Below are 14,445 nucleotides of genomic sequence, written 5' to 3' on the forward strand. Positions count from 1 at the left end.
GTCATCAGCCCTGATAATGACTAAAAACTTGCACTGAGGCAAATCATTAAATATAGTGAAAAATCAATGTGTATGGGATTACCACAAATACCTTGTTTTTTGCATTTAAAGGGAGTTTTAAATGACGCGATCTGAAGATTTACTCTACTCACTAACCACGGTAATTATAAGGTACCATGACAAACAATCAGGTGTAAAAATCCTGGTTGCTGAAAGCGACGAATCTGTTGTAAGAAAAAAATCACGTTCTTTAGCGAAAAGAATAATCAATGACAATAAAACTGATTTTAAAACTCGCTTAGAATATCTAATCAAAGAGTGTACAGAAAGTCATGCAGATCGACGCCCCTTTCTCTCATATCTTTTAAATGAAATCATTTCTTTAAAATCGATTACTGACCAAAAAACATCATTCAGCCCTATCCAGTATGAAGAATATAAAAAGCAGATCGCTCAACTGTTGATCGATTTTAAACAGTTATTATCGAATTCCAAAGGCACAACGCCCATGATCACCCAACATAAAACGGCAACAAGCTCTGGAGGTAGAACATCTTTGGAGGGTTTAATTGACGACAGTTATTTAAACAGAGGTCAATTATGTAACTCTGGTCTTTTTTTAAAAGAAGAAATTCTGGACCGGTATAATCTGACTATCGATTCTTCTGAACTGGAGATAAATGAATTTGCGCAGCAACTGTGTCAGGAACATCAAAATGCCTTATTAATACCCGAGTTAACTGCTAAAAATGACTCACATAGTGGTAGTACCGATAGTTATCAGCACGAACTGGAATTGCAACTAGAAGAACTCAAAGAGGCTCAAAAAAAATTAAATTCGATCCTGTCTAAACAACAATTAGTTCTTTGTTTACTCTATCACCAATACACAAGGAGTAAATATAACGAAACACGTCTACAAAAAACAATAGAACGGCATGAAGAAACCATTGAGGATCTGACTCAGAAAGTTAATGAATTATCGTCTTTAGCTGAAACCGATAGCAATGGCTCAATAACACCCGGTTTTGGATTTTTTAGACTGAATTTATGAGGGTTCGATTCGAGGAACACCTTTATTTTACTCATAAATCAGACCTCGGAACTTTTTAATAACATCGGAAAACCTCATCCTGAATGCAATGAGTGATCTCTTGAACGTGGTGCGGTGTCAGCATCAGAAATCCTTTGCGAATTCAAGAGAACAAAATACCCGATTTTGTTGAGAAATTACCAGACCTCATACTGACTGTTAATAGTCATTAAAAATAATCTGTACGTAGTTGTTTGAACTGCATACAAAATGTACTTGACGCGAGTAAAATTACCATTCTTTTTGTATGATTTTTACTTTTAATGTACGAGTAAACAAACACTTGCGCTCTACCAAAACATTTAATATAGTGAAAAACCAAGCTGTTATTGATTTTCACATTTAGAGTATAGATTTACGTTTTAAAAGGAGTTTTAAATGATTAGATTAGAAGAGTTGCTTTATTCTTTAACAACCGTAATTATTCGCTATCACGACAATCTTATGGGAAAAAAACTGATTACTGCCAAAGATATTCCTGAAGCTCGATTAAAATCAAGAGAATTAGCAATAGCAATAATCCAAAATAAAGATAATGGTCTTGATTTCTCAAAAAAATTAGAAAATATAATTGTAAATTGCACGGTTGGTTACGCTGATCGACAACCGTTCCTTTATTATATTTTAAATGAAGCCGTGTTGATTAACTCATTTCTCAACAGAAAAACATCGTTTACCGCTGAAGAGTTTACAGAGTATAAGGCCCAAATTTACAAATTACTAATCGATATTAAAGGACTCTTATCTACGAAAAAAAGTGGTCGATATGAAGTCACACGTCACCAATCCGATATAGGTCCGAAAGGCGATATTGCTTTATCGGGTTGCATTAATGAGCGTTATGTTGGTGATTATTTTTGTAATTCAGGCATTTTTTTAAATCAAGAAGTTTTAGAAACTCTGAATATTTCCTATGGCTTTTCTGAAGAGCGATTTGAAGAGTTCGCTGATCGTATTTGTATGGAACATCAAAATGCTTTATTAGTACCTGAACAACAAGCGAAAATAGTGATGTTGGAAGAAGAGAACTCAAACCAAAAGCAAACCCTTGAATCGTTCGCCCCAAAACTAGAGGAAGCACAATCCAGTTCAGCGCAACAAACAGACCTACTCAAACAATACGAGGAAACCATTCGACAGCTGAAAGAAACAATGGCACAACAAGCTGAACAGCTGAAACAACAAGAAGAAAAGATAAGCGAGCAAACCACACTACTTAGTGAACAAACCAAGCTACTTAACGAACAAATTCAAAGACCCAGAACGTTCTTCGGTGGATTAGCGTATAATCCGGCATTGTTTGCATTAGGAAGGTTTCCGAGAGTTGCTGAAGGTACAGAGGCACCAGGTATTGGCCTTGCAAGCTTGGGAATAAATGAGTAATCCTCTATTGATTCATTGGCTTTAATCCATGGCCAATGAATCGCAAATCCTGTTCCCTTTCCCCCAAAGTTCTCCATTGTATACGAACGCATTGATATTTCTGCATCATAAAAATACTGATTAACAAAATAATTGTATTTTCGACGCTTCATGGCATGTATTCATGAAACATTCCAGCCTTTTTCCAACAAAACTCGCAATATGATATAGATTCGCTGTATAATGCATGACTATTCACATTCAACGATAACATAATTCTATGAAAAAAATGGCATACTTCTGGCGTAAAGGTCTTTGGGCGCTGATGAGCCTGTTTTTTCTTTTATTAGTAGCAGGCAGTCTTTTATATCTTTATCTGGAAAGCCAGCTCCCTAATGTAGATTCGCTCAAAACAGTTCAATTACAAGTTCCTTTACAAATTTTCAGTAAAGAAGGCTTATTAATTCAAGAATACGGTGAAAAAAAGCGTATTCCATTAACCTATGAAGAAATCCCCCAAACCCTGGTTCATGCCCTGATTGCAACAGAAGATCAACGATTTTTTGAACATCCCGGTGTCGATGTGATGGGACTGGGTCGCGCCGCAGTACGTATGCTGAAAACAGGTACAAAATCCCAAGGTGGTAGTACCATCACCATGCAGGTAGCACGTAATTTCTTTTTGAGCCGTAAAAAAACCTTTTTACGTAAGTTCAATGAAATCATGTTGGCGATTAAAATCGATAGAGAACTCAGTAAAGAAAAGATTTTAGAGCTTTATCTTAACAGAATTTACCTGGGTAATCGTGCTTATGGTGTAGGCGCTGCTGCCATGGTGTATTTTGGCAAACCACTGAAAGAACTTAATCTGGCAGAACTGGCAATGATAGCCGGTCTTCCCCAGGCTCCTTCAACCCAAAATCCTATCGCTAATCCTTTGGCAGCCAAAAAGCGGCGAGACCATGTATTGGAACGATTACTGGAAGAGCATTACATCAATGAAGAACAATATCAAAATGCAATAAATCAACCCATTACTGCAAAATATCATGGTACCAATATTGAAGTAAGTGCCCCCTATGTCGCGGAAATGATCCGCCAGTCTTTATATGACAATTTTGGTCCTGATGCTTATACGAAAGGGTACAAAGTATACACAACCATTGATGGCAAATTACAAAATACTGCCAATGAAGTCGTTGAAAAGAATTTGATTGCTTATGATCACCGGCATGGTTATCGAGGCCCGGTAGCCACCATAGGTGAGAAGGACAGTCAATCACCCCAGATAAGACAAAAATACTTAAGACAGTACCCTGAGCTGAACACTCTGGTACCCGCGGTTATTACTGAAGTGGGTGAAAAAGAAGCCACCGCTGCCCTGCAAAATGGACAAACATTCATTATTCCTTGGGAAGGCTTATCCTGGGCACGACCCGCGCTTAAAAAAGGCTGGGTAGGCAAATCGCCTGTCAAGGCACAGCAAGTCGTTGCAGTTGGTGATATAGTTTATGTTCATTCGACTGAAAAATACTGGGAACTGGCTCAAATCCCTGAAGCTGAGTCAGCTATGGTTGCCCTTAATCCTAAAAATGGAGCTATAGAAGTTCTGGTTGGTGGCTTTAATTTCCAGAAAAGCAAATTCAATAGAGCAACTCAATCCAGTAGACAACCTGGATCCAGTTTCAAACCTTTTGTTTATGCTGCAGCTTTGAATAACGGCTATAATCTGGCGACTTTAATTAATGACGCCCCCATAGTCGTTGATGATCCAAGCCAGCCCAATCTGTGGCGACCACATAATGTGAATCTTAAATTTAATGGACCAACTCGCCTGAAACAAGCTCTGGTTCAATCGAAGAATCTGGTATCCATTAGAATCCTTGATGATATTGGAATAGATTATACAATCGACTTCCTGACCCGATTTGGCTTTAGTAAAAAATCCTTACCAAAAGCCTTATCATTGGCCTTAGGAAGCTTATCGATTAGCCCTATGGAGCTGACTACGGCTTATGCTGTATTTGCCAATGGCGGTTATAAAGTAGAACCTTATCTTATCGATCATATTACTGATGCGGACGGTAAAATTTTACTGCAGGCAAAACCGACTGTAGTGTGTAATCCTTGCGATAATGAGAAAGTAGATACCTCAACTCTGGCACCACGAGTAATACCTGAAGACATCGCGTTTTTAATGAATTCAGCTCTTAAGGATGTAATCCAGCATGGTACGGCAAGAGCTGCTCGTGTGCTCAATCGTCAGGATATTGCCGGTAAAACCGGAACAACCAATGATCAGGTAGATGCCTGGTTTGCCGGATTTAATTCTGATTTGGTAGTCACCGCATGGATAGGCTTTGATAATCCTAAATCATTACATGAATATGCTGCAAATCTTGCCCTGCCCATGTGGATAGACTTCATGCGAGAAGCATTAAAAGGCAAACCCGAAAGTGAATTGAAACAACCTGAAAATGTAGTCGCTGTACGTATTGATCCCGTTAGTGGCCTGCTAGCCAAGCCCAATCAGGACAATGGCATTATTGAATATTTCCGTGATAAGGAAGTACCGGCAGAGGAAGACCCTACTCCGGTTTATAATGCCAACAACAGCAATAATGATGAACATCTGGCTCCAGTAGAAGAAAATCTATTTTAGAGTAAGTCATGTGATCTCCTGTATCGCTCAGGAGATTACTCATTACATAAGTCAATTAGCATTATGTCGGGAATAACTTCAGGCTCATTGAAATCATTTCATTCGGGAGGACGTTTCTCTGTTTCGTCATCCTGAACGCAGTGAAGGATCTCCACATGCTGGCACAGCACAACATTCAGGAGATCCCTTATTACATTCGGAATGGCGCTTCTCTGTTTCGTCATCATGAATGCAGTGAAGATTCTCCACATGCTGGCACAGTGCCACATTAAGGAGATCCCTCGTTCCATTCGGGATGACGTGTCTCTGTTTCGTCATCCTGTACGCAGTAAAGGATCTCCACATGCTGGCACAGTGCCACATTAAGGAGATCCCTCATTCCATTCGGGATGACGTGTCTCTGTTGCGTCATCCTGAACGCAGTGAAGGATCTCCACATGCAGGCACAGTGCCATTTTAAGGAGATCCCTCATTCCATTCGGAATGACGCTTCTCTGTTGCGTCATCCTGAACGTAGTGAAGGATCTCCACATGCTGACACAGTGCCACATTCAGGAGGACCCTCATTCCATTCGGGATGACGATTCACGTGGGCATTGAAAAAATAAAAAATAATGAATCACTGCACTTTGATGCAAAGTTACTAATCAAGAAAAATTTCAAATGAAATCATCATTAATTACTGATACTGCTGAAATTAAACACAAAAAAATAAACACCTTGTTAATTTTTCCTTAATGTTCTCTTAACTTTATCTTAATTATATCCTGATAGAATTGCTCTCACTAAAAACATATTGGCATTTTTTAGGTCGACAACTAATTAATAATGGGAGTTTCAATGATCAATAATCGCGTAATTCAAGAAATGTTAGATACAGAAAAGGCTTATCAGAATTCTTTATCTCAATTTAACGAAGCAACACAGCAACCATTTTATTCAGAAGGTCCTGAGATCTTCCAAAGATTAGCAACTTCTATGAATACATTTGCACAACTGTCAGAATCGCTTCACTTTAATGCCAGTGTAGAAATGACCCAGGAATTAGATCCTTCTGATCTTAACGACCTTCGCACAGAACGGATGAAATTAATAGGTCAATTTTTTACTGAATTTAAATCTTATATGTCTCTATATGAAGAATTTCTCAAAACAAAATACAATCCAGATTTATCTGCCAATAAAGTACCGTTTACACAACTGGACGAATTTCTTAAGACAATTTCACAAAATAACTCTGATTCACTATTGATTCAGCCACTCCAGCGTGGCCCTCGCTATGAATTATTAATCAGGGATGTATTAAAACGAGATGACGATCTTTCTGTGGACGCACCCAATAAATTAATCCCCGCAGCAAGAGAACAGTTGGAGCTTCTTCTAACAACCACAAAATCTTATTTAGTTGAAGCAACCAAACGTGAAGAAACACCTGGATATCGATTTGGTGATATATCCAGAGGATTATTGCGTAAAGGAAGCGAGCTTCTTTTCGCAGCAAAATCCACCCCAGCAGCAGTTCCTGCAGCTACTAATGCTCAAGCATCAGGCTACAAATTTGGTGATTTCACTCGTGGCGCTTTCAGTAAAGCCTATTCATTCTGGGCTCCTGCTCCTGATGTAGAAGTTGGCTCACCAGTTCTAGTGAGTTCCAGCTATAGTGATACGCCCGTAGTTCAAATTCCATCAGCGGAACCAGCTGTTAGAATACCTCCAGCTCTTCCTCCTCGTGATCTGTCACCTGAAAATACAGTTTTAAATGACAAAGAAGAGGGTGACTATGAAAATGATGATGTAAACTCATTTACGATTATATAAAAACTACAGATTAGTTTGTATTCACTAAATTATTCTATATAAAAAGCAGGAGGTTAACTCCTGCTTTTGTAACCTCTCAATAAATTCTGTGATTTTGTCATCCTGAACGAAATGAGAAATCTCCAATTACACGGGCACAACGCCATATTAGGAGATCCCGGATGACGTTTCTTGGGGTTCACGCAGACAATGTTTATCTATACAGATTCCATAAAAACTTTTGAGTCAACTTGAGTCTGTTGATAATTGCTCTATACCCCCCTACGTGGCAAATCTTGTCCGCACTATCGAGGAGATCTCTGGATACCGCGGACAAGCCGCGGTACGTAGGCATTTTTGAATAATTGAACAGTGAATTGTCAACAGACCCTACTTTCCAGCCAAAGCAATATTGGCAGGAACATAATCAAAACCTAAATCACGAGCCACCGCTTCATAGGTAATTTTACCTTGATGAACATTTAACCCGTTCAAAAGATGATGATCACTTAGTAAAGCCAGTTTGGTGCCTTTAGTTACAATGCTTAAAACAAAAGGCAAGGTTGCATTATTCAATGCAAATGTTGATGTTCTGGGTACAGCTCCTGGCATGTTGGCCACACAATAATGCACTACATTATCAACTACATAAGTAGGCTCTTGATGTGTCGTAGCGCGACTGGTTTCGAAACATCCACCTTGATCTATAGCCACATCGACAAGAACTGAACCAGGACGCATGGACTTCAACATAGCACGGGTAACCAGCTTGGGAGCTGCCGCGCCAGGAACCAGAACAGCACCAATTACCAAGTCCGCACTGGATACATACTTCTCTATGGCATCCGCTGTAGAATAAACGGTATTAAGCTTGGAACCGAATTGAAAATCCAAATCATTCAATCGTTGTAATGAACGATCAAGAACAATTACTCGTGCTTCCATACCCATAGCCATACGAACCGCATTTGAGCCGACAACACCACCACCGATAACAACTACGTTAGCTGCTGCCACTCCAGGTACGCCACCTAACAAGACCCCGCTGCCTCCTTGTGCCATTTCGAGGCAATGCGCTCCAGCCTGTATGGACATACGGCCTGCGACTTGAGACATAGGAGTAAGTAAAGGCAAGCCTCCGTCATCCTGAGTTACTGTTTCGTAAGCAATAGCAGTGACACCCGATTCTTTAAGCAAACGAGTTTGCTGAGGATCTGGAGCCAAGTGCAAATAGGTGAATAATGTTTGGCCTTCACGAAGTCTTTTACATTCGATGGGTTGAGGTTCTTTTACTTTAACAATCAGCTCAGCGTTGGCAAAAACTTCATCAGCACTGTCCACAACCTCTGCGCCAGCATTACGATAGTCATCATCCGAAATACCGATACCAAGACCTGCGCCCCGCTCTACTAATACAGAGCTGCCTACACGAATAATCTCCCTTACGCTTGAAGGAACAAGACCTACGCGATTTTCTTGAGATTTTATTTCTTTTGGAACACCTACTAACATAACAACTCCCTCTAACGGTTCTTTAATTGTTCTATTAATTGAGGAACCAATTCAAACAAATCACCCACCAATCCGTAATTAGCAATTTGGAAAATAGGTGCATCTTCATCCTTATTGATTGCGACAATTACTTTAGAGTCTTTCATACCAGCCAGGTGCTGCACGGCTCCGGAAATGCCTACGGCGATATAGAGTGTAGGTGCGACGACCTTTCCGGTTTGTCCCACTTGATAATCGTTCGGTACAAAACCCGCGTCAACCGCAGCTCGAGAAGCGCCAACAGCAGCACCAAGGCAATCAGCCAAATCTTCAATTAGCTTAAATTTTTCAGCACTTTGTAACCCTCTTCCGCCAGAAACAACGATTTTGGCGCTACCCAGTTCTGGTCGTTCTGACTTGCTCAGTTCATGTCGGATAAACTGACTGTTTTGTGGCTGAAATTCCTGATTCATTGTTTCGATACAACAGGCCTCTTGACTGCCTGTTACAGGATTAAACGCTGTTGACCTTATGGTCATTACTTTTTTTGCATCCAGAACTCGAACCGTTTCAATCGCATTACCTGCATAAACAGGATGTTCAAAGGTATTCGCGTCAATTATTCGAGTCACATCGGACACTTGAGCCACATCCAACAAAGCGGCAATCCGGGGAGATATATTTTTGCCATAAGTACTGGCAGGCGCCAGGATTACATCAAATGAACTGGCAAATGAAACGACCAAATCACTGATCTGTTCAGCAAGTTGATGTTCATAACAGGGATTATCAACATGCCAGACTGCTTGTACTCCTGCTAACTGAGCGGCTTGCTCTGCAACTGCCTTACATTGATGCCCAACGACAAGAAGGGTTGGTTTATTATCCACTTCCAATGCTGCAGCCAATACATTTCGTATTGATGGGTGTATTGTTTGATTATTATGTTCCACAAGTACTAAAGTGCTCATCTCTTCTCCTTATCAAAGCACTTTGGCTTCATGTTGTAATTTATCCAACAATGCCGCCACTGACTCAACTTTGATTCCACCACTGCGAACAGCAGGTGCATTGACCTTTAAAATTTCAATATGCTTTTTCAAAGAAAGCCCTAAAGAATCAAGTTCACGCACATCCAAAGGTTTGCGCTTTGCTTTCATTATATTGGGCAGGCTTGCGTATCTGGGTTCGTTAAGACGCAAATCAGTGCTCACCACCGCAGGTAATTGCACTTTTATGGTTTCCAGGCCACCATCAATTTCCCGAGTGACTTCGAGACCATCGGTATGAGCATTTAAGTTGGAAGCATAAGTTGCCTGAGGCCAGCCTAAAATAGCCGCTAGCATTTGTGGAGTTTGATTGTTATCACCATCTATGGCCTGTTTGCCCATCAAGATTAAATCTGGCTGTTCCTCTTCGGCAATTTTTTTCAGAATTTTAGCGATATTCAAGCTTTCCAATACCTGACCGCTTCGAACCAGAATTGCTCTGTCAGCGCCTAAAGCCAGCGCATGACGCAAGGTTTCCTGCGAACTGTCGTCTCCTATGCTCACTGCAACAACTTCAGTTGCCCAGTTTTTTTCGCGAAGACGTAAAGCCTCCTCAATAGCTATTTCATCGAAGGGATTCATTGCCATTTTTATATTTTGCGTTTCGACTCCTGAATTATCCGATTTGACACGAATTTTTACATAAGGGTCTATCACACGTTTCACTGCCACGAGTATTTTCATGGTTCCTCACTGGAATATCAAAACAGTCCGCATCTTGCCAGAGATACGGGTGTAAATTCAAGAGGTTAATTTTAATTTGAGTGCAGTCACTTATTTATGAAATTGATTAATATAGAAAAACTATTTAAATCAATTCAAGATCAGCATTTTATGTAACTTCTTAATAACCCCGGAAATTTCGTCATCCGAAACGCAGTGAAGGATCTCCAAATACAGGCACCATGCCGGTTTCAGGAGATCTCTCACTTCGTTCGAGATGACGGATTCCGGATTTATCTGGAGTTAACCCGCTGACCTCCCTGTACACATTAAATATCCCTCTTAAATAGTTCAGTAAAATATTGAGTTTTGTACAAAAATCACTGGGTATCCGATACTATCTTGGTGTATATACCACTAACTGGCGGTCGGAAACATCGGACTCAGTTAATAGATCAATTATTCGCCTTGCCCGATCTACTGCAGCAGCCGTGGTGCTGTTATAAACTTTTGGATTATCTTTAATTTTACGCAGTTCATCTTCAGCCTGTGTCAATTTAGATTCAATAGAACCAGGACTGTTATCCAATACTCTCATGCGGAATAAAAACGCTTCTATTGCATGAAACTTCTCCTGGCCTAACCGGAAGCCACGAAAAAATTGCTGAGCATTCAATCCCAGATAAGACTCAAGTGGGGCTGAAATTACCTTTAATTCAGGTGTCCGAAATTGCATACCTTCTTGCATATTCTGACTTGCGAGAATGAGATCCATACACTTGCTCGAATCCTCCTCAGGCATGCTTTCCTGACTTGAAGAGGGAACAGGAAGTAATGGTGTTAAAATAGAAGAGCCAATTTGTAAGCTCACATCCAGACACTGGTGTGAAGCCCAGAATATCATCTCAAGCAAACGCACCATAAACGTTGTGGTCGCAGTGGCTGTAATAGTACTTATTTCCTGAAGGGTTTTGCCTATACTCTTTAATTCAGATGATTTACAGGTCTCAAGATATTGACCGCTCTTTAACATAATAAAATAGAGCGCATAAACGGCAAATAATTCTTCCGCAAAGATAAAGGTTCCATAAGTAGAAAAAATTACCGGGATGGATTTTATCAAGACTCTTAAGCCAGTGGGTTTAATCTTTCCAGCATCATCGAAAAAGTTACTCGATTGATCAAGCAAGTCCTGCAAACTATCATACAAGCTTCGCCCCGTATAAGTGTTCGCCTGATTTTTTAAACCGTCCAGCCATTTTTTACAATCCTCTTTGGTTTTAATATCAGCAAATTTAGAGTCTTTAAATTGTTCCGGATTGATAAATTTGTCATTGCAAAAGTTCAATACCTTGAAACAGGCACCATCATTTCTTCCTTCCGACAAATTGTGTTCAAGCCAACTGATTTCAGGAGAATACGTCGACTTTCGATCAGGATGAAATTTTACACTGATTTTTCTGTATTGACTGGTTATTGCCTCTTTTGATGGTCCATGTTCCAGGAGTTGTTGATTAACCAGTTTAACAAAATCACTCTCTAAAGATAACAAATTTAGTTTCTCTTTTTTCCCAACATAGCAATTGTGCTCAGAATCAAATGTCGCATAGACCTCTACCAGTCGTTCCAATTCCGCTTCTATAGTCATAATTACTCCTTTAATCAGACTGACTCCCAGGCTCATCTCATTTTAATAAGATAATGTTTCCTTTTTAAAAATTCAGTAAAAAAGCCAACTACCAAAATACTCAAATAAAATCCGGTCATTACATCACTTAAGTAATGATGGTATAGGAATACTCGGGAAAGTACTACAAGCATGGCCAGACCAAGAAATGCAAAGAAATATTTTGGAAACAAAACGCCTAATCCAGAAGCCAGGCCTACTACAGTAAGAGAATGGCCAGAGGGAAAAGACCAGTATAAATCTTTAGTTTGAAACCAGTAGAAACCAAACAAATTATTAGAAAATAATAAATCCGGACGTGCCCGACTCACACAAACTTTCAGAATAAAACCAATGAGATTTGGGATGAAAACACAACCTAACAGATACCAGATTTTTGCTTCAAAACGATCGTTTTTTTGAATGAATCGCGAATGAAACCCCAGGAATATAAATAAGATAATATAGGCTTTCCATTGTCCGAAAGCAGTTAATACATTAAGGGCAGGAAGATTTTTGCGGACGTCTAGCTGATGAAAATAAACAGCCGTTGGTATGTCTACATAAAAATAGATCAAAACAACCAGAGCTGCATAAAGAAAGATTGCCCAGGGTTTCTTCATCAGATTAAAAGTTCGTTCAAATTGAGTCATCTACCAAATCCTTTATAAATAATACGCTATACAGCATCATATAAGATGGAGCTGTTTTAGCCAAGACCAATGCTTAAAATCAGCTGTGAAGTTCTTTGCCTTCATTTTAATGGTCAATTTATATTCATCATTATTTATCAACATATTTCTTGTTAATCGCATCAAGAATTGGATAGAATCAAATCCTGATTTTCATAATAGAATGATTAATGCAAGAATTTACCTTAATCCAACAAGTCTGTATTTGGGCTCTCCCTGTATTATTAGCCATTACCTTACATGAGGCTGCTCACGCCTACGTAGCATTTAAATGTGGTGATACTACAGCAAAAATGTTTGGTCGATTAAGTTTAAATCCAGTCAAACACATTGATCCCATAGGAACCATCCTGTTACCTATACTGGCCGGAGTACTCACCCATTTTAATTTTGTCATCGGTTATGCGAAACCAGTACCTATAAACTGGAATCAATTACGCCATCCTAGAAGAGATATGATACTGGTCACTTTAGCAGGACCGTTTGCTAATTTTCTTATGGCTTTTTTATGGGCGGGATGTTTTAAAATAGCTACTTTTTTACATCCTGAAACCTCAATGGCCGGACTGTTTTTATTGGTTACCTCCAGAGCCGGGATGATAATAAACCTGGTATTGGCTTTTTTAAATCTTATTCCCATACCACCACTAGACGGCAGTAGAGTAGTCAGCAGTTTGTTACCTCCCAGACAGGCCATGGTCTATGAAAAAATTGAACCTTATGGATTTTTGATTCTGGTCATCTTAATATTCACTAATGTCCTGGGATATATATTACTGCCTCTGATAAACGGTGGACTCTATCTACTGAGTCTTATATTTAATTTATGAACATTCTTGCCGATGCCACTCTCCCCGGTTTGGAAGCAGCATTTCCCTTGCCATTTATTCTGACGCTTTATAATAAGCCAGAAGAAATTCCCTTTTTATTGGATAAACAAGACATCCTGCTGTGCAGATCAACATTGAAAGTAAATCATCATCTGCTGAAAGATCATCAATTAAAATATGTTGCTACGGCCAGTAGTGGAACTGATCATATCGATCATGCCTATTTAAAAAACAACAACATTAAGCTTATTGATGCCAAAGGCTCTAATGCAACCTCGGTAGCTGATTATGTTGTATCGACCCTGGCTTATCTCGAACAAAAACACCTGTTGAACGGCAAAAAAGCAGGAATCATCGGAATGGGAGCTGTAGGCAGTAAAGTATACCGTCGTCTGAACGCTTTAAATTTTCAAATCCATACTTATGATCCACTTAAAGCTGACGATGATACCGCATTTCAAAGTTGTGAGCTTGAGGATTTGTTTGACTGTGATCTCTTGTGCATTCATGCAGAATTACACAGTACAAAGCCTCATCCCAGTAACAATCTAATTGATCAAAACTTCCTGAATCAACTAAAATCGGGTTGTATTCTCATCAATGCTTCTCGAGGTGGAATAGTCAACGAAGAAGCCTTGGCGAGCAGTCAGAATGAGCTGATTTACTGTACCGATGTCTATCTTAATGAACCAAAAATCGATCACCGAATCATTAAAAAAGCCACATTATGTACCCCTCATATAGCGGGCCATAGTATGGAAGCCAAATACGGGGCTGTCGCTTTAATCAGTCAGCAAATACACAAGATCATGAACATACCTGAACCCGTCTATGCCCAACCTGACCTGTCTACTGAAATAACATGCGATGAACACCAATCATGGCATGAACTAGTCCTTTCACTATACAATCCAGTGATTGAGACCAGAATACTCAAAGATGCGCCAAACAAAGAACTGGCCTTTCTAAGATTGCGCAAACAACATCAACATCGCCATAATTTTTCACTGTATATCGATTTAATGCATCAGAACTTCCCATCTGTTTATAATGCGATTACAGAATCCTGAATACTGCCCATGATAAAAACTTCATCTTCCTCTTTGATTTATTGACCGTTATCGATACATAACTGCAATT

General features: G+C 39.6%; 11 protein-coding genes. 6 read left to right on the forward strand and 5 right to left on the reverse strand.

Translation table 11 applies throughout. From position 1 onward, the window contains the following. Positions 1-121: 121 nt before the first annotated feature. The 4 genes from IZU94_RS07730 to IZU94_RS07745 all read left to right on the forward strand — a co-directional run bounded on the left by IZU94_RS07730 (position 122) and on the right by IZU94_RS07745 (position 6,935). On the forward strand, positions 122-1,054 hold the full coding sequence (locus tag IZU94_RS07730; protein WP_203109610.1) for a hypothetical protein: 933 nt from the start codon (positions 122-124) through the stop codon (positions 1,052-1,054). A 417-nt stretch (positions 1,055-1,471) separates the two neighbouring features. Continuing rightward, positions 1,472-2,476 carry a hypothetical protein gene (locus IZU94_RS07735; protein WP_203109611.1) on the forward strand — a complete coding sequence of 335 codons (1,005 nt, stop codon included), beginning with the start codon at positions 1,472-1,474 and terminating at the stop codon, positions 2,474-2,476. 259 nt (positions 2,477-2,735) lie between these two features. After that, positions 2,736-5,117: a penicillin-binding protein 1A gene (locus tag IZU94_RS07740; protein ID WP_203109612.1), complete on the forward strand. Its 2,382-nt coding sequence runs from the start codon at positions 2,736-2,738 to the stop codon at positions 5,115-5,117. Positions 5,118-5,957: 840 nt separating this feature from the next. After that, a complete protein-coding gene (locus IZU94_RS07745) occupies positions 5,958-6,935 on the forward strand; it encodes a RhoGEF domain-containing protein (RefSeq protein WP_203109613.1) in 978 nt (325 codons plus the stop codon). A gap of 369 nt (positions 6,936-7,304) precedes the next feature. Here the strand turns inward: IZU94_RS07745 and ald are convergent, their stop codons facing one another. From ald to IZU94_RS07770, 5 genes are all read right to left on the reverse strand, one after another. After that, the gene (gene ald / locus IZU94_RS07750; RefSeq protein WP_203109614.1) at positions 7,305-8,426 is read right to left on the reverse strand and encodes an alanine dehydrogenase; all 1,122 of its coding nucleotides are present in this window, start codon (positions 8,424-8,426) and stop codon (positions 7,305-7,307) included. An 11-nt stretch (positions 8,427-8,437) separates the two neighbouring features. After that, complete coding sequence (locus tag IZU94_RS07755; RefSeq protein ID WP_203109615.1) at positions 8,438-9,376, reverse strand: electron transfer flavoprotein subunit alpha/FixB family protein; 939 nt, start codon at positions 9,374-9,376, stop codon at positions 8,438-8,440. Positions 9,377-9,388: 12 nt separating this feature from the next. Then, on the reverse strand, positions 9,389-10,138 hold the full coding sequence (locus IZU94_RS07760) for an electron transfer flavoprotein subunit beta/FixA family protein (protein ID WP_203109616.1): 750 nt from the start codon (positions 10,136-10,138) through the stop codon (positions 9,389-9,391). Between the two features lie 376 nt (positions 10,139-10,514). Continuing rightward, entirely contained in the window at positions 10,515-11,765 is a 1,251-nt protein-coding gene (locus IZU94_RS07765) for a J domain-containing protein (protein WP_203109617.1), read from the reverse strand. Between the two features lie 32 nt (positions 11,766-11,797). Next, on the reverse strand, positions 11,798-12,436 hold the full coding sequence (locus tag IZU94_RS07770; RefSeq protein WP_203109618.1) for a phosphatase PAP2 family protein: 639 nt from the start codon (positions 12,434-12,436) through the stop codon (positions 11,798-11,800). Positions 12,437-12,645: 209 nt separating this feature from the next. Between IZU94_RS07770 and IZU94_RS07775 the strand changes: the two genes are divergently transcribed. Further along, on the forward strand, positions 12,646-13,305 hold the full coding sequence (locus IZU94_RS07775) for a site-2 protease family protein (protein WP_203109619.1): 660 nt from the start codon (positions 12,646-12,648) through the stop codon (positions 13,303-13,305). Continuing rightward, complete coding sequence (locus IZU94_RS07780; protein ID WP_203109621.1) at positions 13,302-14,375, forward strand: 4-phosphoerythronate dehydrogenase; 1,074 nt, start codon at positions 13,302-13,304, stop codon at positions 14,373-14,375. Before IZU94_RS07775 ends, IZU94_RS07780 begins: the two co-directional genes overlap by 4 nt. Positions 14,376-14,445 lie beyond the last annotated feature (70 nt).

The sequence above is a fragment of the Legionella bononiensis genome, from assembly GCF_016786215.1.
Taxonomy (GTDB): Bacteria; Pseudomonadota; Gammaproteobacteria; order Legionellales; family Legionellaceae; genus Legionella; species Legionella bononiensis.

Coding starts and splice junctions, on each gene's coding strand:
- IZU94_RS07730 (WP_203109610.1), top strand. CDS start 122: ATGACGCGATCTGAAGATTTACTCTACTCACTAACCACGGTAATTATA.
- IZU94_RS07735 (WP_203109611.1), top strand. CDS start 1,472: ATGATTAGATTAGAAGAGTTGCTTTATTCTTTAACAACCGTAATTATT.
- IZU94_RS07740 (WP_203109612.1), top strand. CDS start 2,736: ATGAAAAAAATGGCATACTTCTGGCGTAAAGGTCTTTGGGCGCTGATG.
- IZU94_RS07745 (WP_203109613.1), top strand. CDS start 5,958: ATGATCAATAATCGCGTAATTCAAGAAATGTTAGATACAGAAAAGGCT.
- ald (WP_203109614.1), bottom strand. CDS start 8,426: ATGTTAGTAGGTGTTCCAAAAGAAATAAAATCTCAAGAAAATCGCGTA.
- IZU94_RS07755 (WP_203109615.1), bottom strand. CDS start 9,376: ATGAGCACTTTAGTACTTGTGGAACATAATAATCAAACAATACACCCA.
- IZU94_RS07760 (WP_203109616.1), bottom strand. CDS start 10,138: ATGAAAATACTCGTGGCAGTGAAACGTGTGATAGACCCTTATGTAAAA.
- IZU94_RS07765 (WP_203109617.1), bottom strand. CDS start 11,765: ATGACTATAGAAGCGGAATTGGAACGACTGGTAGAGGTCTATGCGACA.
- IZU94_RS07770 (WP_203109618.1), bottom strand. CDS start 12,436: ATGACTCAATTTGAACGAACTTTTAATCTGATGAAGAAACCCTGGGCA.
- IZU94_RS07775 (WP_203109619.1), top strand. CDS start 12,646: ATGCAAGAATTTACCTTAATCCAACAAGTCTGTATTTGGGCTCTCCCT.
- IZU94_RS07780 (WP_203109621.1), top strand. CDS start 13,302: ATGAACATTCTTGCCGATGCCACTCTCCCCGGTTTGGAAGCAGCATTT.